The sequence below is a fragment of the Rhodopseudomonas sp. BR0G17 genome, assembly GCF_010907025.1.
GTDB classification, from domain to species: Bacteria; Pseudomonadota; Alphaproteobacteria; order Rhizobiales; family Xanthobacteraceae; genus Rhodopseudomonas; species Rhodopseudomonas palustris_H.
In genome coordinates, this window is record NZ_QUML01000006.1 from 1 (window position 1) to 17,450 (window position 17,450).

The window sequence follows — 17,450 nt, forward strand, 5'->3', positions numbered from 1 at the left end:
AGGGACAGGGCGCTGGGGCAGGGGCGGCCTGCGGAGCGGCGGGAGCGGGAGCTTTCGGTGCCTGCGCAAAGGCCGCGGTCGTCCCGATAGACACCACACCTGCAACGATCAAAGCTGCTGCTGTCCGCATGCCGAAGTCCTTCTGCCGTTTGGCCGTCCGAGCGAGCGCGGCCCGAGTCGGGCCGGCACGCATCGCCACGCCAAGGTAGAGGCTCGCACCCAGCCGTGCCAACGGCTTTTTGCCACGGCCGCGGAGTTGCCCGCAGATTCGAAGGTGCGCAGCTCAGCGCAACCGGACGATGAAGTCGGTGCCCTTGCCGGTCTCGCCGGCGGCGATGCCCTGGTCGGATACGATCAGCGAGCCGCCATTGGTCAGCGCTTCGGCGATCCGCTTCATCGCTTCCGGCGGGATGGTTAGCCGATCGAGCGCTTCGGCGGGGCTATTGGTGTGAAGCGAAGCTTTCGACTCTTCCGTCAAGGCATTGCCGTGACGGCGAGATTTGCGCTGCACTTCAGGTTCCGCTTTAGACAGTGCGACCGGCAGCGATACGACGGACCAGCGCACGCTCTGATCCTTGTCGAGCTGAGCGGTGAAGATGTGAGTGCCCAGCGGACGGTCGCTGGCGGCAATCGTCACCGGCACGTCGAACAGCGGCGTCTGGTTCTGCCGGACATACAGCTTGCCATCCTTGCCGCTGACGAAGGCGGCAATCTGCTCCCTCGGATTCGGCGCAGGCAGCATCGGGGCGGCGGCGGTGTGCGCAGCATCGCTGGTCGGCGCGTGCGACTGGTCCTTGGCGCCCGACGAGGTCGCGGCTTTGTCGTCGCTCGTTGCAGCGGACGCCTTGGACTGCTCGGTAGCCGGTGCGGCCTCGGCGGCCGCAGGCGCCTTGGCATCAGCAGGGTTGGCGTCGGCAAGTTTGGTGTCGACTGACTTGTCCTGAGCCTTGGCAGCCTTGGCGGTATCGACGGTCCCGGTCGTCGCGGGAGCGGCGTCGGTGGTCTCAGGCGCTTTGCTCGACGAAGCATCGGTCAGCGTCACCGTGGCCGCCGCCGCATCCGCGGTCCGGACCGGCGAGGCCGATGGCTTGTCGCTGCCGAGCGCGAGGCCGCGCCGCAGCTCGTCGGCGGAAAGCGTGGGCTCCGCCGGTTGGTCATTGACGGCCGCCTTGTCGGATTTGGTCGTGGTCGCCGGCTTCGGCGAATCCGACATCATCGGTTCGGGATCCGGCGCGACCTTCTTGGTGGCGAGCAGCGGATGAGCAAAGCTCACCGGCGTCACGTCGCCGGGGGCGACGATCACGCGGGCACCCATCCGTGTCCAGCCCCACATCTTCACCGCGAACGTCATCGGCATCCGGATGCAGCCATGCGAAGCCGGGTAACCGGGGAGGGCGCCGGCATGCAGTGCGATCCCCGACCAAGTGATGCGCTGCATGTAGGGCATCGGGGCGCCGCTGTAGATATTCGAGCGGTGATATTTGCTCTTCTGGATGACGCTGAACACGCCCATCGGGGTCGAGTGCCCACGCATCCCGGTCGACACCGGCGTCTCGGCAAACAGGCCGTTGGCGTCGTACACCCGCAGCTTCTGCTGCTCGATCGAAACCGCGATCACCACCGGCCCTTGCGGCTTGGTCGCCTGCTTTTCGATCTGCTTTTCGGCCTTGTGGTCGAGCTGAAGCCGCTTGCGCGGATGCTGATAATGCCGCTTCGGCGTAGCCGGCGGCGGCTCGTCGTAAATCGGCACTTCGTCCGACCAGAACCAGGCGGGCGAGGCTTGCACGGGCGTGGCCGCCATCGCAGTGGCCATGATGCCTGCGGCGATCGTGGCCTGCGAAATGGTCAATCTCCCAGCACCGGTGCGCTTGCTGGTGCGGGAGTAACGCTCGTCGGTGAAATCGGCTTCGCATTGAAAGACGCGCACGCAGTTCTTCCCCGAATCTTGCCAGCAGGATTTTAGATTAGTGTCTCTGGCGCGAGACGCGTTCGCCTTCGTGGCGAACTGTCGCGCAATCTGTTCGACCGTAACAAAAAAGCTTCACCGGAGGTTAAACGCGGCGGCGGGCAGGAGTTGCACCTTTCAAACCGGCAACGTGCTCACCAAATGCACAGAACCGTTTCTATGGAGATTTCGATGAACCGGCGTGCCTCTCAGTTTCGCCTCTCCCGCTTCAAATCCGCGACCCTGGCGCTGCTCGCGCTGGCCGTGACGGGCGCCTCCACCGCTGCCGTGGCCGCCGACGATCCGGATCTGATCTTCCGACGCTCGACGGTGTTCAAGCTGCTGAGCCCCAACGACAAGCTCGCCGTGTACGGCATCGACGATCCGGAGATCAAAGGCGTCGCCTGCCACTTCACCGTGCCGGAGCGCGGTGGTTTCAAGGGCTGGCTCGGTTTGGCCGAGGAAGTCTCCGACATTTCGCTGGCATGCCGGCAGGTCGGACCGATCCACTTCACCAAGAAGCTCGATCAAGGCGACGACATGTTCAGCCAGCGCCGCTCGATGTTCTTCAAGCGGATGCAGATCGTCCGCGGCTGCGACGCCAAGCGGAACGTGCTGGTTTACATGGTGTACTCGGACAAGCTGATCGAGGGCTCGCCGAAGAACTCGACGTCGTCGGTGCCGGTGATGCCGTGGGGCGCGGACGCCACAATCGAGAAGTGCGGGGACTTCTTCAAGTAACGATCAAGGCGGCGGCGCTTCGGCTGCGGAGAGCAGCGAAGCGCCCACGTGTCATTTTGGCACGTCGAAATTCACGGCACTTGGAATTCAGGCTGACTCCCGCTCAGTCGAGAGCGGCTGCGCCGCGGCCGAACGGGCCGGTGCGCAGTAGCCAATGAGACGCACGAGGCGCTGCGGCATGCCTTGTGTAGCGGAATGGCCGAACGGTCCCTGCAGCGCCATCTCGCCCGATGTCGCGACGCCTCTGCGGCCGTTGCGGAGCAGCTCAGTGTGTAGAGCCTCCGGGCGGGTGGTATGGCGCCGTTCTGTGGGACGGTCGCTGCCAGTGCCGTCGCCGAGCGCATTACTGGCCATTTTTGTTTCCTCCATCATGTATGAACGCGGCCGATCCGGAATCGTTGCCGCACGTCGCCAAGCGACGCGTGGTCCGAACCGAAGCGGGCTTTCGTGACGCAAACCGGATCAGCCGGCGCGGCGAGGGGCGAGATCCGCTAATCTTTGGATCTCTAACGTCCAGGTCTCTGCCACGGCAGCGGTGTAATGCACCGCAATGATCTGCACCCGACGTCACAGCGCGGCTCAAAGCTGGATCACGCCAAGCTCCGCAACTAATCATTTGTAGAGCCGATCCAAAGAAATTACCAGCCTCAACTATCCAACGGCCAAAGTTGGTAACAGAGGGTGGGTGGCTCCCTCGTTCGGACCGCTGCGTGTAACGGGATGCACACCCTACTAAGCGTCGATTGATGACGTGGTGATGTCACCGCCGCCCACCGGATGGATCAGCGCCAGCAACTTTAGTCGTGCATGGCCGCGTCCTGGGCCAAACCAGAGCGCACTGAAATCCCGATGGTTTTTTCCGCATTGTTTCGTCGAGGACGGTCCGACGAAACATTTCGCGGGTGGGACGAAACCATTCGGCTGCGCGCTTGCAGCGGTCTGGAAACACAGCGTGGTTATCAACTGATCAACGGCAGCGGCGGCGGGCCGGCTGACGACCGGCAGGAGATCTCGGATGCGGACTTGGAGCCTGTTCCTTGCCCTCGCTTTGGTGGCCAGCGGTGCTTCATCCGCCGGCTCATCAGAAGGGCGGCTGCCGGGCCCCGGGACCTTCGCCTATATCGGCCCCCCTGTGGCGGAAGTTGCTGCGGTCCGGGATGGCGCAGTCTGGCGAGGCGGCGACCTCGCCGAATGGAGTCGGAATTGGTGACGATGTTTCGGATGGCTGCGCTGGCGGTCGGTTTCGGCCTGATGATCGGCCATGCGGCGCAGGCGCAGACCCATACACAGACCCGGTCCCTATTTGGCGCTCAGGATGCTCGGATGGAATTCATCCGCCAGTGTACCGCGCATATGACCGGTCGGTGGGCGCATCCCGACTCTGTTTGCGGCTGCCTGCACGATCATGCCGCGGCCAAAGTGTCCGATAGCGACCTGCGTCAGGCGCTGCTGCGCGGCATCCGCGAGAGTGGTGTGCCGACCATCGACAACGATTGGGTGCCGCAGACCAAGCAGTCGCAGATCAGCGCCACCTTCACGCTGATCGCCAAGCCGGCTCTGCAGTGCATGTTCGATCCGGCCGACTAACTCATCTGCCTTCCGGACGTGAGCCAGTCAGCGCCGCACGCGCGGGATGCACTTGACCGTCGCCACGACGCCCGAGGCCGACAGCGTCGATCCCGTGACTTCCTTGATCTGACCATTGGGGCAGGAGCCATCGTCGACCAGGATCTTCTGGCCGAGCCGCAGTTCGGTGATGTCCTGTTCGCGGAAGACCTGCAGTTGTTGTGCGGCGGCCGGCGTTGCAACGGCGAGAAGCGCGGCGGCTCCGAGCACGATCACGGTCAGAGGCGAACGCAAAGGTTGTGAACGGAACATCGGATCTCCTGAACGGTGGCGCGGCATGAGGGCATGATTCGATCGCAGGGCCAAACTGCATGGAAAATCGGGCGATCTGTGGTTTGATCCGCGCGCCGGTGTCAGACCAAACAAAAAAGGAGCGCCCACCCGCATGAGCGATAACGATCTCCAGCGCCGCATTCTCGATGCCGTCGATGCAGGTTTCGACGCCCAACTCGCCACCACGCGTGACTTCGTTGCGATCCCCAGCACCCGCGGGGCCGAGGGCCCGTGTCAGGACATGATCGGAGATCTGCTCCGGCAGCGCGGCTATGAAGTCGACGACTGGCATATCGACCTCGACGATCTCAAGGATCTCCGCGGCTATGGTCCGATCGAGCACGATTTTTCGAAAGCGCGGACCGTGGTCGGCACCTATCGGCCGTCGACCAATGCCGGCCGGTCGCTGATCCTGCAGGGGCATTGCGACGTGGTGCCGACCGGGCCGCTGGAGATGTGGGACTCTCCGCCGTTTTCGCCCGCGATCAAGGACGGCCGGATGTACGGCCGCGGCGCATGCGACATGAAGTCCGGCACCATCGGCGCGTTGTACGCATTAGATGCGATCAAGGCCGCCGGCCTGCGTCCGACGGGGCGGATTCACTTTCAATCGGTCATCGAGGAGGAGAGCACCGGCGTCGGCGCGCTCTCGACCCTGCAGCGCGGTTATCGCGCCGATGCCTGCTTCATTCCCGAGCCGACCGGCGGCAAGATGGTGCGTTCCCAGGTCGGGGTGATCTGGTTTCGGCTGAAGGTGCGCGGTTTTCCGGTCCATGTGTTCGAGGCCGGGTCGGGATCGAACGCCATCACCGCGGCGTATCACTTGATCCACGCGCTGGAGAAGCTCGAGGAGGAGTGGAACAAGCGCGCGGCGAGCGATCGCCACTTCAAGAGCGTGGCGCATCCGATCAATTTCAACCCTGGAATTATCAAGGGCGGAGACTGGGCATCCAGTGTGCCGGCGTGGTGCGACGTCGATTGCCGCATCGCCATCCTGCCGGGCTGGTCGGTCGCCGACCACCAGGCCGAGATCATGGCCTGCGTCACCGCGGCGGCGCGCAACCACCGCTTCCTGTCGAACAATCCGCCGCAGGTGGAGTGGTCGGGCTTCCTGTCGGAAGGCTATGAGCTGACCAACTCGGCCGAACCCGAGGCCGCCTTCGGCAAGGCGTTCTCCGCGGTGTATGGCGGTGCGCCCGAAGATTTGGTGTTCACCGCGTTGACCGACACTCGGTTCTATGGCCTCAACTACAACATCCCCAGTCTTTGCTTCGGCGCTTCCGGTGCGGCGATGCACGGCTTCAATGAGTACGTCGATCTCGACTCGCTGCGGCAATCGACCAAGGCGACCGCGCTGTTCATTGCCGAATGGTGTGGCGTCGAGCCGGTCTGAGGCACAGCTCGCGTGCTGCGTCGATGACCTGACAGGTCATTGCACCGAGGCGGACCGGTAGGCATCGGTCCGCCTGACAAATCCAAATGAGCGACGGTCGGCAGCCCGCGCCGCCGTCGCCACATCGGCGGGCAGGGGAGGCGCGACCATGACGCCGCTGGAGAAGATCAATTCATTTCCGCTGCCGTTCGCGGCGCTGATGGGGCTCCGCTTCACCGAAGCCGAACCCGACCGTGTCGTCGCCACGCTGCTGGTGCGTGACGATCTCTGCACCGTGGGTGCAAGCATTCATGGCGGTGCGGTGATGGCGCTGGCCGACAGCGTCGGCGCGGCCGCGACGGTGATCAACCTGCCGGCCGATGCCAAGGGCACCACGACGCTGGAGAGCAAGACCAACTTCATCGGCCCGGCGAGGGCCGGCTCAACCGTGGTGGCGACCGCCACGCCGGTGCATCGCGGACGGCGGACCCAGGTGTGGCAGACCCGAATCGAGACCGAGGACGGCAAATTGGTGGCCGTGGTCACGCAGACGCAGATGGTGCTATGATAAGGTCTTAGCCCTCCGTAAGATTACGAGGGTGCGACGCAAAACCGCTCCCCGAGCACCGTTTGCGCTGCCTCAAGCTTCCTTAACCGCCTTAGTTTAGATAGGTTTTGCGAAAGTTCGAGGGCTCTCCGCCGTTCTTTCCTAGGCGTCGCCTGCGAATGGGTCTTGAATATTATTGTGCAATGCACAATATGACTTCTGTCTAGGGAAGAGAACGCCTCCTTGAGGGTCATCCCGAGAGGAGAGAAGACTTATGCACGACGCTCTCATCGCCGATCTCACCGGCTCAAAAGGGACGATCCGATCCCTGATCAATCAAGAGCTGCCGCTGCTGCGGGATCACCTGTTGCGCCTCGACGCCGAAAGCCGGCGCGATCGCTTCAATGGCTTCGCCGACGAAGGCTTCATCGATCGCTACGCCATGAAGTGCGGCGGCGACGGCACCATCATCATCGCATTCTTTGCGGAAGACGGCTCTGTGCATGCGGCTGCTGAGCTGCATCAGCCCGATCTGCACATCGACTCGCTTCCCGAAATCGCCTTCAGCGTGGAAAGCCATCTGCGCCGCAAGGGCATCGGCAGCATTCTGTTCAAGCAGCTGATGGAGGTCGCACGCTCGCTCGGCTACGAGAAGCTGCGGATCACCACCGGCTCGCAGAACCAGGCGATGCGCGCGCTCGCTAACAAGTTCGGCGCACACCTGACCTTCCGCCAGGGTGAGTCGACCGGCACGATCGATCTCCAGCACGAGGCTGACACGGTCGCGCCCTCGCGCTCGATCGACATTCCGGGCGGCGCGGCCAATGCGCTGATCTCCTTCAATCAGGCTTGCTGGAACCTGTTTCTGAGAATGTCGGGCTTCAATCGCGCGGCCTGACGATCCGGCACCGCAAAACAACAACGCCGCGTGCTAACAGCCCGCGGCGTTCTTTTTTTGGTCAGAAGCTGGTGCGCTAGAACGGCCGAGCGCGCAGGTCGGTCAGATCCGCTTGTCGTTGCCGACGATCCGGCGCGACACCCGGCGCTCAACCACGACCGAGCGCTGGAAGCCTTGTTCGCCGGTGATCACCCGCGACGTCCGTGCCGAGGCACGGGCCGACTTCCGGACTTCCTTCAACACGGCTTCGATCGGCATCCCCATCAGGGACGCGGCAATCTCCGCCTGCGAGTCAACGTCGTCGGTGATGCCGGCCGCCGCAAAGATCGCTTCTTCAAGAGTCGGCGGGTCGCGTCGCACGCGCCGCACGCCATATTTGGTATTCCAGTCTTCGCTCATCGACGGCCCCGGGTTGAGTGCGTTTACCTAGTGGAGCCGATGTTGCATTGCAATATTGAATATCGGCGACGCGAACCGGACCTTGGTCGAAGGTGGCGGGCCACCGCTTGCGGCAGATCAAACAGGGAGCAGATCATGGCTGCCCTGCGCCGAAGCGCAGGGCGCTGCGTACTGATTAGGCTCTGAAGATCGTGAATCCGAGAATCAGCAGCACGACGAAAATCACCACGAAGATGTAGAACAGAATCCGCGCGATGTCGGCAGACGCGGCGGAAATTCCGGTGAATCCGAAGATGCCGGCGATGATCGAAACGACCAGAAAGATCAGCGCCCATTTCAAAATCGTCATTAGGTTCTTCCTTGGCTGAGACTGCCGGCTTGAACGACGCGCAAATGCAATAGTTCCGACACGGGTTTGGCCCGATCGAGCGGCTGACGCAGGGCAAGAGCCGGCGCCCGATGCCCATCCTGATGCTTGCGGCAAGTCGGTTTTCGATAGCCCGCGGGTCTCCTCCACAATCCTTTGTCGCGCCGGGTCAGTTTAAACCTGCGTGGGGATTGGCTAGATTGCGCCCGATCGAGGCTGCCCGTGGCGGCCGGAGGCTGCTTGCCGGGGGCCGGCGCGGCCCGCGTGTTTGGGGATGAATGATGATGACGAGATCGTGGGCCGCCGGCGGATCGGCTGTCCTGCTCGCGCTGTTACTTGGGGGCGCGATCACCTCCGCACACGCGCAGTCGGCCGATCTGGTGTTGTGCGATCGGATCGCCGCTGACCCGGCCGATCCCGACAAGCCTGCCGACGTGAAAGGCGTGACTGAGATCGCGCCCGGCGATGTCGCGACCGCCATCAAGTACTGCCGTGTTGCTTCCGCCGGATCGCGCCGGGCGATGTACGCGCTCGGTCGTGCCTATGCGGCCGGCGGGCAGACCGCCGAGGCGATGGCCGCTTACCGTAAGGCCGCGGATAAGGGCTCGAGCGCAGCCATGGTTGAACTCGGCGTGGCTTACGCGACCGGCGTCGGGCTGCCGAAGGACGATGCCAAGGCGCGGCAGCTCCTGGAGCGTGCTGCGGCCGCGGGCAACCCGCGCGGTATCAGCAATCTGGCGGCGCTCGGCGGTGGGGCGTCGTCCGACCCCGTGAAAACCCGAGCCTTGCTTGCCAAGGGCGCGGAGAGTAACGCCGAGGCGCAATATCAGCTCGGCATGATGATGGCCGACGGTATCGGCGGTCCGAAAGACGACGTCGGCGCGCGAGCTCTGTTCGAGAAGGCGGCGGGGCAGGGCCACCCCGGTGCTCTGCTGCAAATGGGCGCGTTCGCCCAGGCCGGCCGCGGCGGTCCGAAGGACAGTGACGCGGCCAAAGCGTACTACGAGAAGGCTGCCGCGCTCGGCAATGCCGACGCCAAGGCGGCGCTGAAGCGGAGCGATTGCCCCTATGTGCTTAAGGACAAGCGCGGAAACATGGTGACAAACCTATGCTTCTAGGCAATCGACGCAGCCGCGCCTGACTGGCTTCAACCGAATCAACACACACTCGACCACGTCCTGGAGCGTTGGCGCCGCGCGCCCCTGATCCAGGTCAATCAAGGGGCGTAGCCTTCATGCAACAGACGCGGGACCGATTTCGAGTGCTGCCCCGGGGACATCGGCGCAGCGCGCCGGCTCATGGTCCGGCTGCGGCGCCCGCGCGGCAGGTGCTGTGCCCCGCGTCTATTGCATCCGCCCAGGCGGCCCGAGGATAGGCAATGAGCCAGCAGAAGAAGGGCATCGGTCTCCTGGTCAGTGCCATCGGAGTCGTGTTCGGCGACATCGGCACCAGCCCGCTCTACGCCCTGAAGGAAACCTTCGCCGGCCACCACCCGATTCCGGTGACGCCGGACAACATCTTCGGCGTGCTGTCGCTGGTGTTCTGGACGGTGATGCTGCTGGTGACGGTGAAGTACGTCATCGTCATCATGCGCGCCGACAACCACGGCGAGGGCGGCAGCCTGGCGCTTTTGGCGCTGGTGACCGAACTGACGCGCGGACGCCGCGTGCACTATCCGCTGATGATGCTCGGGGTGATCGCCGCCGCGTTGTTCTACGGCGACAGCATGATCACGCCAGCGATCTCGGTGCTCAGCGCCGTGGAAGGCCTCGAAGTCGTCACGCCGGACCTGAAGGCCTATGTGGTGCCGATCACGGCCGTGGTGCTGACTCTGCTGTTTGCCATCCAGTCGCGCGGCACCGGATTGGTCGGGCGGCTGTTCGGCCCGGTCATGTGCCTGTGGTTCCTGACGCTGGCCTTGCTTGGTATCGCCAACATCGTGCATGCGCCCGAAGTGCTCGAAGCGATCAGCCCCACCTTCGCGATCGAATTCGTGTTCCGTCATCCGCTGATGAGCTTCTACGCGCTCGGCTCGGTGGTGTTGGCCGTCACCGGCGGTGAGGCGCTGTACACCGACATGGGGCACTTCGGCCGCTTTCCGATCCGTCTGGCTTGGTTCGGCCTGGTGCTGCCGGCGCTGCTGCTGAACTATTTCGGCCAGGGCGCGCTGCTGATCCACGATCCGTCGGCGATCCAGAACCCGTTTTTCCGGCTCGGGCCGGAATGGATGGTGGTGCCGATGGTCGGGCTGGCGACGCTGGCGACCGTGATCGCGTCGCAGGCGGTGATCTCCGGCGCCTACTCGGTGGCGCGGCAGGCGATCCAGCTCGGCCTGCTGCCGCGGATGACGATCGTTCACACCTCGGGCGAAGAGGCCGGCCAGATCTATGTGCCGTTCACCAATTGGACGCTCTATCTCGCGGTGATGGCGCTGGTGGTGGGCTTCCAGTCATCGAGCAATCTGGCGGCGGCCTACGGCATCGCCGTGACCGGCACGATGATGATAGACACCATCCTGGTGTCGTTCGTCGCCGCACTTCTCTGGCGATGGCACCCGGCCGTGGTCGCGGTGGTGATCGGCACGCTGCTGCTGCTCGACTTTGCGTTCTTCGCCGCCAACATCATCAAAGTCGCGCAGGGCGGCTGGTTCCCGCTGTTCATCGGCTTCATCTCGTTCACGGTTCTGACGACTTGGCGGCGTGGGCGAGCGCTGGTGCGCAAGCAGCTCAAGAAGCAGGCGGTGCCGTTGGACGTGGTACTGCGCGCGCTTGGGCCGAACGTGTCGCGCGCCCGGGGCACGGCGGTGTTTCTGACCGCCGCGACCGATGGCGTGCCGCCGGCGTTGCTGCATAATCTGAAGCACAATCAGACCGTCCATCAGCGCGTCATCCTGACGACGGTGAGTACGGCCGAAACGCCCTACGTGCCGGACAGCGAACGCGTGCATATGACTGATATCGGCGACGGCTTCCATCGCCTGATCATCCGCTACGGCTTCATGCAGACGCCGGACGTTCCGGCCGCGCTTTCGCTGTGCAAACAGTTCGGGCACGAGTTCAACATGATGTCGACCTCGTTCTTCCTCAGCCGGGAAACCTACGTGCCGAGTCTCAATCCCGGCATGGCGCTGTGGCGCGAGCGGCTGTTCACGTTCATGACGCTGAACGCGACGCGCGCGACGACCTTCTTCAAGATTCCGACCGACCGTGTGGTCGAGCTTGGGACGCAGCTCGAGATTTGAGGACGCCGATCAGGCAAGCCCGAGGGCAAAGGCGAGGGTGCCGACGGCGGCGTGCGAGGCGATCAGGGGCCAAATGTTGAGCGTGCGCCAGTACACGAATCCCCACACCACGCCGAGCAGGAAGGTGTTGAGTAGCAGGGCCGGATCGCCGTAGCAGAGGTGGATCAGTGAGAACAGCGCCGCCGAATACAGCACATAGGCCCAGCCGCCGTGCTCCATCCGGTCGGTGATCAGCTTCGGAATCGATCTGCACACCACCTCCTGGCACGGACTTGATACCAGCACGTAGAACGGTGCGAAGCTGAGCCAGGCCGGTGGCTGCGCGTCGAAACTGAACAGCCGGGTTTGGAGCAGCATCACCGCCGAGATCAGGCTGGTGACCGCAACAGCTCCAAGCCAATGCCGCCATTGGTGCGGACGGCCGAAGCCGAGTTCGGTGAAAGAGAAGCCCGCCCACAGGCACAGCCCAACGCACAGGGCCGACACCACGATCAGGGCGCCCATCCGGTACTCGAACGGCAGCAGCCCGAATTGGATAGCGAGGCCCGGTGCTGCCAGCAGCAGCGTCAACCCGGCGAGCGGAGCGAAGCGGACAGCCGGATGCGGGGCGGCTGCGGTTTGGGTGGGAACCTGTCGCAAAAACGTCATGAGACCCATAATCCGGTATTAGCCGGTGGGTTCCAGTACGGATGGCTCCGAGGTTAGCGGCGGACGCCGGCCCCGACGCTGATGCTGCCGCCGAGCTTGACGCACGTGGTTCCGCCTTCGACCTGGACGAAACCCGGGCCGAACGCCGAGCATGGATTTCGCCCGGACGCGACTGGGCGCGTCGGCGCGCTACTCGGTTCCGCGCGCGCCGCAGGCGCCGCCGATTTGTGCGGTTCCGCACCGGCTGAGGCCGGTATCAGGACGGCAAGGACCATCAGCATCCGTTTCATTGGTGCTGCTGTAGCGCCTCGGCGCTCATCTGGCCAGTCGCGGCAGATGTGGAGCCGAGTAGGCTTGCCCAAAACCTGCCGCAATCGCAACGCCGTGCTGAGTGGTGGAAGGACCAGGGCTGCGGTAGCCGGCGTGCTTGACGGCACCCGACGGCTCCGGTTTGAGGATCATCGCCGCGGGCGGCGGCCAGCCGCGTGTGGTACGGGGCAAGGGACGGGGATTTCGATGAGAACGATCATGGTACTTGCCGCGCTGCTCGTGTCGAGCGCGGCACTGGCGCAGAGCAATGCACCGGCTGCCGGCACAGCGCCGGCCGCTACCAATGGGACGCCGATGGTGGGCGATCAGCCGTTGGTGCAAATCAAGCCGAAGGGCCACAAGGCGGCCAAGCACACGGCGGCCGCCAAGCCGTCGATTGCTGATCAGGTGAAGGCCTGCGTCGAGATCGAGGACGCCACCAAGGAGCGGCTGGATTGCTTCGATGCGGTGTATCCGCCGAAGCCGAAGGCGACCAAGGCGGGTGCCAAGGCGAAGCCGGCCAAGACTGCGGCGGATTGTCGCCTGCTGAAGGAAGAGGATGAGCGGCTCGCCTGCTACAACGGCTTCTTCGACAAGGCGCCGGCCGCCGCTCCGAAGACCTAGTCTCAATTCCGCTGGTCGGCCTCAGCCGTTGAGGCCGGCCAGCGCACTGTCCGGGTAGCGCGCGCCGACGGCGGCGCCAGCCGGCAGCGCGTCGCGGATGGTCGCAAGATCATCCGCGCTCAGCGACACCTCGGACGCGCCGAGGTTTTCATCCAGCGTCGCGATCCGCCGCGTACCGGGGATCGGAATGATCCGATCGCTCTGGTGCAGCAGCCAGGCGATCGCAAGCTGCGCCGGCGTGCAGCGTTTAGCGGCCGCGAGCTGCCGGACCTTTTCCACGAGCTTCAGATTGGCATCGAGATTGTCGCCGACGAACCGCGGCGAACGGCGGCGGTAATCGTTCGCTTCGAAGCTGTTTGGGTCGTTGATCGTGCCAGTCAGCATGCCGCGGCCGAGCGGCGAGTAAGCGACGAAGGCAATACCGAGCTCGTTGCACGCCGGCAGCACTTCGGCTTCCGGATCGCGGGTCCACAGGCTGTACTCGCTCTGCACCGCGGCGATCGGATGCACCGCGTGCGCCCGGCGCAGCGTCGCCGCCGAACACTCCGAAATGCCGAGCGCGCGGACTTTGCCGGCCTCGACCAGCCGCGCCATCGTGCCGATGGTTTCCTCGATCGGCCGGTTGGTGTCGATGCGGTGCACGTAGTACAGATCGATGACCTCGACGCCGAGCCGCTTCAACGAAGCGTCGCAAGCCTGGACGATGTAGGCCGGCGAGTTATCGATCGTGCGCTCAAGTACGTTGTCATGGCGGACGATGCCGAATTTGCTGGCGATGCGCACGTCCGGGTGCATGCGCAGAAACGATGAGAGCAGTTGCTCATTGTGACCGCGGCCGTACATGTCGGCCGTGTCGTACAGCGTGACGCCGCGTTCGTAGGCATGCTCTAGCGTGCGCAGCGATGAGGCATCATCAGAGGAGCCGTAAAATTCCGGCGACATTCCCATGCAGCCGAGCCCGATCTCACCGACGCTGATCCCGCTGTTGCCGAGAATTCGCTGCCTCATCGCACTCACTCCGACCTCATTGCACGGCACGATCTGACGCCGGAGTTGTGTCACGGCGACGACAGGGCGCGCATTGAATTGGCGCAAATGAAGCTTCTCAGAGGGGGTGGTGAGTAGTTACCGTGAACGTCGACGCTCGGACTTATCGACGATCAGGCCGCCGCAGGGTCCATCGAAAACGGCGCGCTGCGCGGGCAGCAGGATTGCTCGACTTCACCATCCGCCCAGGCGCAACCGCCGCCGGCGCGCTTCGCCACATACAGCGCGCGGTCGACACGTTCGAGCAATTGCGCCGTGGTGATTCCAGCCAGCGTCGCATGACTGACGGCGATGCCGGCACTGGCACCGATGCACACCGGCAGCTCCCCCAGCAGATACGGCATCGACAGGTCGAACACCGCCTTGCGGGCCAAGGCCAGAGCTTCGTCGCGGCCCTGTTCGGCGCTCGCGACCGGCTTCAGCAGCATGAACTCGTCGCCGCCGAACCGTGCGGCGACGCCCTCGGCGCCGACGCAGGCGGTCAGCCGCTCGGCGACCTGGCGGAGGAGATCGTCACCGGTGTGATGACCATGGCGATCGTTGATCGGCTTGAAGCCGTCGAGATCAATCGCCACCACGGCGAAGTGTCCTGCCATCCCCGACAGCGCCTGCAGGAAGCCGGCGCGGTTCGGCAGGTCGGTGAGGAAATCGTGCGTGGCCTGGCGCGCCAGGCGGTGCTTGGCTTCGAGGCGCTCGGTGAATGCGGCGCTGAGATGCTTCGAGGCTTCGCGCAGGGTCAGCCAGAACAGCACCAGCATGCCGGCGCCGATCTTGTAGGCGAGCTCAGGCCGCATCATTCCGGCGATCATGATCGGCGTCAGCAGAGCGGCCGCGGCGGTGAGAATGATCCACGGCCGGATCGCGGCGCGCGACACCATGCCGACGCAGTACGACATCGCCAGTCCGAACGACACCCAGGCGCCCGGTCCGTCGCCGAGTTGCAGCGCACGGAACGACAGCGCGCCGAGCGCGAGGCTGAAGAGCGTGGCGCCCGCGCCGTACAGTCGCTCCCAGCGCACCACATCGGCATCGGTGAACTGCGCGGCGCGCGCCTTGTAGCGCAGGAGTGAAACCACGCGGGCGGTGGCCATGACGAAGATGCACAGCGTGATCACCGCGTAGCCGGGATCGCCGCTGATCACCGTCAGTGCCAAGGCTCCGGTGACGGAAGTGACGCCGATCGCGGCCACTTGTGGCAGCGAGGTGTAGAGCAATTCGACCAGCTCGCGGCGAATCCGCGGGTCGGGATGCAGGAAACGGGACAACACCGGAAAGCGCATAGTCGCAACATCGTAGACAGTTCCTAATAAGCGATAGCAACTGCGCCCAACGTTGGTAGCCGGGTGGGCGTATCCTTAATGAAATGTTTGCGGTGGAGCGGCCAGGGGTCTTCGCAACCGCTGCGCCGGCCTGGCGTTACACGGGCGGCCAGTTGCGGAGTGCCATGTCGGCGAGCTTGCGCAACTGATCGGAGGAGGCGCCGCTCGCCGCCTGCACCGCCATACCCTGCAGGATCGCCGCAACGTAGCGCGCCAAATCGCCGGCATCGGCGGTGGCTGGCAGATCGCCATCGGCGATCGCGCGGGCGAGGCGGTCCTGCAGGTCCTGCTCGCCCTTGGCGCGCCGGGCGGCCAGTTCCTGCTTGATCGTCTCCGCCGCTTCGCCGCAGCACAGCGCGCCTTGCACCGCCAGACAGCCGGGGTTGCTGGGATCGGTCATAGCGTCGACCGCGCCGTACAGAATGTGTTCGACCACTTCGCGCGCGGTCGGCTTCTGCAGGCCGGCCTGATAGTAGCCGCCAGGGCCGTCGACGTAGCGGTCGAGGGCCTTCCGGAACAGGTCTTCTTTGTTGCCGAAGGCCGCATACAGGCTCGGCTTGGTGATCCCCATCGCCTCGGTGAGGTCGGCCATCGAGGTGCCTTCGTACCCCTTGCGCCAGAACACATGCAAAGCGAGGTCGAGCGCCGCATCGACGTCGAATTCGCGGGGGCGTCCCAGGGCCATGGCTGGATCTCCAGAGATTTCTACCGACCGGTAGATAAGTCTCTTGACAGTGGATGTCGATAGTCCATCTATACCGGACGGTATGGATATGTGCGTCGCAACATGGCCCGAGAGGCGTCTCGGCAACTGCATCGCACCCACGAGTTACTGAAGTTGCTGGGCTTTTTGCAAGCCCGCTATGGTTGAACGGGAGTCATCATGGCGAATAAGATTGGTCGAAATGTCGCGCTGTGTGCCGGGATTGTGGCGGCTTCGGTAGCTCTCGCCGGCGGCGCGGTGCTGATGGAGCGCACCGGAGCCGCGCAGGCGGAAACGGCTGCGGCGGCGCCGGCCGCTGTGCCGGTATCGGTGGCGCTGGTCGAGGCCAAGGCCACGACCCCCTCGGAGGAGTTCTCCGGCCGGCTCGAGGCAATCGAGCGCGTGGAGATCCGCTCGCGGGTCGCCGGGGCCGTCCAGGAGATCCAGTTCCGCGAAGGCGCCCTGGTAAACAAGGGCGACTTGCTGGTCCGGATCGACCCGTCGCTGTACGCCGCCGAGGTCGATCGGGCCCAGGCGCAATTGTCGGCGGCCCGCGCGCGCGTCGTCTTCACCAAGGCCGATGTCGAGCGCAGCCAGCAGCTCTCCAGCTCCAGCATCACCCAGCGCGAGGTCGACAACCGCCTCAACGCCTATCGCGAGGCCGAGGCAAACCTCAAATCCGCCGAGGCGGCACTGAAGACCGCCGAGCTGAACCTCAGCTACACCGAAATCCGCGCCCCGGTCTCCGGCCGGGTCGGCAAGGTGGAGATCACCGTCGGCAATCTGATCGCCGCCGGTCCGAGCTCGCCGCTATTGACGACGCTGGTCTCGGTCAATCCGATCTATGCCAGCTTCAATGCCGATGAGCAGGTCGTGACCCGCGCATTGAAGACGCTCGCTGATGAGAGAACGCCGGGCGCCATCGAACGCATCCCGGTCGAGATGACGACGATCGCGGGCGGGGCACCGGTGAAAGGCAAGATGCAGTTCATCGACAATCAGGTCGATCCGCGCTCCGGTACGGTGCGGGTGCGCGCCATGTTCGACAATGCCGATGGCCGGCTGATGCCGGGCCAGTTCGCGCGACTGTCGATGGGGCAGCCGAAGCCCGAGCCAGCGCTGTTGGTCAGCGAGCGCGCAGTCGGCACTGACCAGAACAAGAAGTTCGTCATGGTGGTCGATGGCCAAAACCACGCCGAATATCGCGAAGTGACGCTTGGGGCGTCGGTCGATGGCCTGCGCGTGGTGGCGTCCGGGCTGAAGGCCGGCGAGCGCATCGTCGTCAACGGCCTGCAGCGGGTCCGTCCCGGCGTCACCATCAAGCCCGAGACGGTGGCGATGGATGCCGCCGCGAACAAGACGGTGGCTCAGAACTAACCGTTGCGGCTCCG

General features: G+C 64.6%; 17 protein-coding genes. 9 read left to right on the top strand and 8 right to left on the bottom strand.

Annotated elements, in window-relative coordinates:
• Positions 1-283: 283 nt before the first annotated feature.
• A complete protein-coding gene (locus tag DY467_RS06625; protein ID WP_164634754.1) occupies positions 284-1,927 on the bottom strand; it encodes a L,D-transpeptidase family protein in 1,644 nt (547 codons plus the stop codon).
• Between the two features lie 210 nt (positions 1,928-2,137).
• Between DY467_RS06625 and DY467_RS06630 the strand changes: the two genes are divergently transcribed.
• Together DY467_RS06630 and DY467_RS06635 are read left to right on the top strand one after the other, a co-directional pair.
• Positions 2,138-2,686 (top strand): CreA family protein, encoded by a 549-nt coding sequence (locus DY467_RS06630; protein WP_107346629.1) that lies wholly within the window; start codon positions 2,138-2,140, stop codon positions 2,684-2,686.
• A gap of 1,212 nt (positions 2,687-3,898) precedes the next feature.
• Positions 3,899-4,273 carry a hypothetical protein gene (locus tag DY467_RS06635; protein ID WP_234820241.1) on the top strand — a complete coding sequence of 125 codons (375 nt, stop codon included), beginning with the start codon at positions 3,899-3,901 and terminating at the stop codon, positions 4,271-4,273.
• 27 nt (positions 4,274-4,300) lie between these two features.
• On the opposite strand, the gene DY467_RS06640 is transcribed toward DY467_RS06635, so the two are convergent.
• Complete coding sequence (locus tag DY467_RS06640; RefSeq protein ID WP_107344914.1) at positions 4,301-4,564, bottom strand: DUF6719 family protein; 264 nt, start codon at positions 4,562-4,564, stop codon at positions 4,301-4,303.
• 133 nt (positions 4,565-4,697) lie between these two features.
• Here DY467_RS06640 and DY467_RS06645 point away from each other — a divergent pair, with 133 nt between their 5' ends.
• The 3 genes from DY467_RS06645 to DY467_RS06655 all read left to right on the top strand — a co-directional run bounded on the left by DY467_RS06645 (position 4,698) and on the right by DY467_RS06655 (position 7,402).
• Positions 4,698-5,978, top strand: coding sequence for an ArgE/DapE family deacylase (locus DY467_RS06645; RefSeq protein WP_164634756.1), 1,281 nt, complete (start codon positions 4,698-4,700; stop codon positions 5,976-5,978).
• A gap of 148 nt (positions 5,979-6,126) precedes the next feature.
• Entirely contained in the window at positions 6,127-6,525 is a 399-nt protein-coding gene (locus tag DY467_RS06650) for a PaaI family thioesterase (protein WP_164634758.1), read from the top strand.
• A gap of 253 nt (positions 6,526-6,778) precedes the next feature.
• Entirely contained in the window at positions 6,779-7,402 is a 624-nt protein-coding gene (locus DY467_RS06655; protein ID WP_104511635.1) for a GNAT family N-acetyltransferase, read from the top strand.
• A 102-nt stretch (positions 7,403-7,504) separates the two neighbouring features.
• On the opposite strand, the gene DY467_RS06660 is transcribed toward DY467_RS06655, so the two are convergent.
• Positions 7,505-7,801 carry a hypothetical protein gene (locus DY467_RS06660; RefSeq protein ID WP_011158576.1) on the bottom strand — a complete coding sequence of 99 codons (297 nt, stop codon included), beginning with the start codon at positions 7,799-7,801 and terminating at the stop codon, positions 7,505-7,507.
• 175 nt (positions 7,802-7,976) lie between these two features.
• Positions 7,977-8,150 carry a DUF1328 domain-containing protein gene (locus DY467_RS06665; RefSeq protein WP_107344910.1) on the bottom strand — a complete coding sequence of 58 codons (174 nt, stop codon included), beginning with the start codon at positions 8,148-8,150 and terminating at the stop codon, positions 7,977-7,979.
• A 299-nt stretch (positions 8,151-8,449) separates the two neighbouring features.
• Between DY467_RS06665 and DY467_RS06670 the strand changes: the two genes are divergently transcribed.
• On the top strand, positions 8,450-9,286 hold the full coding sequence (locus DY467_RS06670; RefSeq protein ID WP_164634759.1) for a tetratricopeptide repeat protein: 837 nt from the start codon (positions 8,450-8,452) through the stop codon (positions 9,284-9,286).
• Between the two features lie 260 nt (positions 9,287-9,546).
• The gene (locus tag DY467_RS06675) at positions 9,547-11,409 is read left to right on the top strand and encodes a potassium transporter Kup (protein ID WP_107344909.1); all 1,863 of its coding nucleotides are present in this window, start codon (positions 9,547-9,549) and stop codon (positions 11,407-11,409) included.
• 9 nt (positions 11,410-11,418) lie between these two features.
• Here the strand turns inward: DY467_RS06675 and DY467_RS06680 are convergent, their stop codons facing one another.
• On the bottom strand, positions 11,419-12,066 hold the full coding sequence (locus DY467_RS06680; RefSeq protein WP_164572781.1) for a CPBP family intramembrane glutamic endopeptidase: 648 nt from the start codon (positions 12,064-12,066) through the stop codon (positions 11,419-11,421).
• Positions 12,067-12,573: 507 nt separating this feature from the next.
• On the opposite strand from DY467_RS06680, the gene DY467_RS06685 reads away from it, so the two are divergent.
• A complete protein-coding gene (locus tag DY467_RS06685; RefSeq protein WP_164634761.1) occupies positions 12,574-12,990 on the top strand; it encodes a hypothetical protein in 417 nt (138 codons plus the stop codon).
• A gap of 21 nt (positions 12,991-13,011) precedes the next feature.
• Here DY467_RS06685 and DY467_RS06690 read toward each other — a convergent pair whose 3' ends face one another.
• From DY467_RS06690 to DY467_RS06700, 3 genes are all read right to left on the bottom strand, one after another.
• On the bottom strand, positions 13,012-13,998 hold the full coding sequence (locus tag DY467_RS06690) for an aldo/keto reductase (protein ID WP_164634763.1): 987 nt from the start codon (positions 13,996-13,998) through the stop codon (positions 13,012-13,014).
• A 152-nt stretch (positions 13,999-14,150) separates the two neighbouring features.
• The gene (locus tag DY467_RS06695; RefSeq protein WP_164634765.1) at positions 14,151-15,317 is read right to left on the bottom strand and encodes a GGDEF domain-containing protein; all 1,167 of its coding nucleotides are present in this window, start codon (positions 15,315-15,317) and stop codon (positions 14,151-14,153) included.
• 136 nt (positions 15,318-15,453) lie between these two features.
• Positions 15,454-16,041 carry a TetR/AcrR family transcriptional regulator gene (locus DY467_RS06700; RefSeq protein WP_164634767.1) on the bottom strand — a complete coding sequence of 196 codons (588 nt, stop codon included), beginning with the start codon at positions 16,039-16,041 and terminating at the stop codon, positions 15,454-15,456.
• 198 nt (positions 16,042-16,239) lie between these two features.
• Here DY467_RS06700 and DY467_RS06705 point away from each other — a divergent pair, with 198 nt between their 5' ends.
• Positions 16,240-17,436: an efflux RND transporter periplasmic adaptor subunit gene (locus tag DY467_RS06705; protein WP_164634769.1), complete on the top strand. Its 1,197-nt coding sequence runs from the start codon at positions 16,240-16,242 to the stop codon at positions 17,434-17,436.
• The last annotated feature ends 14 nt before the right edge of the window (positions 17,437-17,450 follow it).

Excerpts from the sequence above, each read along its gene's own strand:
- DY467_RS06655 (WP_104511635.1), top strand. The coding sequence starts at position 6,779 with ATGCACGACGCTCTCATCGCCGATCTCACCGGCTCAAAAGGGACGATC.
- DY467_RS06640 (WP_107344914.1), bottom strand. The coding sequence starts at position 4,564 with ATGTTCCGTTCACAACCTTTGCGTTCGCCTCTGACCGTGATCGTGCTC.
- DY467_RS06675 (WP_107344909.1), top strand. The coding sequence starts at position 9,547 with ATGAGCCAGCAGAAGAAGGGCATCGGTCTCCTGGTCAGTGCCATCGGA.
- DY467_RS06645 (WP_164634756.1), top strand. The coding sequence starts at position 4,698 with ATGAGCGATAACGATCTCCAGCGCCGCATTCTCGATGCCGTCGATGCA.
- DY467_RS06690 (WP_164634763.1), bottom strand. The coding sequence starts at position 13,998 with ATGAGGCAGCGAATTCTCGGCAACAGCGGGATCAGCGTCGGTGAGATC.
- DY467_RS06630 (WP_107346629.1), top strand. The coding sequence starts at position 2,138 with ATGAACCGGCGTGCCTCTCAGTTTCGCCTCTCCCGCTTCAAATCCGCG.
- DY467_RS06660 (WP_011158576.1), bottom strand. The coding sequence starts at position 7,801 with ATGAGCGAAGACTGGAATACCAAATATGGCGTGCGGCGCGTGCGACGC.
- DY467_RS06650 (WP_164634758.1), top strand. The coding sequence starts at position 6,127 with ATGACGCCGCTGGAGAAGATCAATTCATTTCCGCTGCCGTTCGCGGCG.
- DY467_RS06670 (WP_164634759.1), top strand. The coding sequence starts at position 8,450 with ATGATGACGAGATCGTGGGCCGCCGGCGGATCGGCTGTCCTGCTCGCG.
- DY467_RS06635 (WP_234820241.1), top strand. The coding sequence starts at position 3,899 with ATGTTTCGGATGGCTGCGCTGGCGGTCGGTTTCGGCCTGATGATCGGC.
- DY467_RS06680 (WP_164572781.1), bottom strand. The coding sequence starts at position 12,066 with ATGGGTCTCATGACGTTTTTGCGACAGGTTCCCACCCAAACCGCAGCC.
- DY467_RS06665 (WP_107344910.1), bottom strand. The coding sequence starts at position 8,150 with ATGACGATTTTGAAATGGGCGCTGATCTTTCTGGTCGTTTCGATCATC.
- DY467_RS06685 (WP_164634761.1), top strand. The coding sequence starts at position 12,574 with ATGAGAACGATCATGGTACTTGCCGCGCTGCTCGTGTCGAGCGCGGCA.
- DY467_RS06700 (WP_164634767.1), bottom strand. The coding sequence starts at position 16,041 with ATGGCCCTGGGACGCCCCCGCGAATTCGACGTCGATGCGGCGCTCGAC.
- DY467_RS06695 (WP_164634765.1), bottom strand. The coding sequence starts at position 15,317 with ATGCGCTTTCCGGTGTTGTCCCGTTTCCTGCATCCCGACCCGCGGATT.
- DY467_RS06705 (WP_164634769.1), top strand. The coding sequence starts at position 16,240 with ATGGCGAATAAGATTGGTCGAAATGTCGCGCTGTGTGCCGGGATTGTG.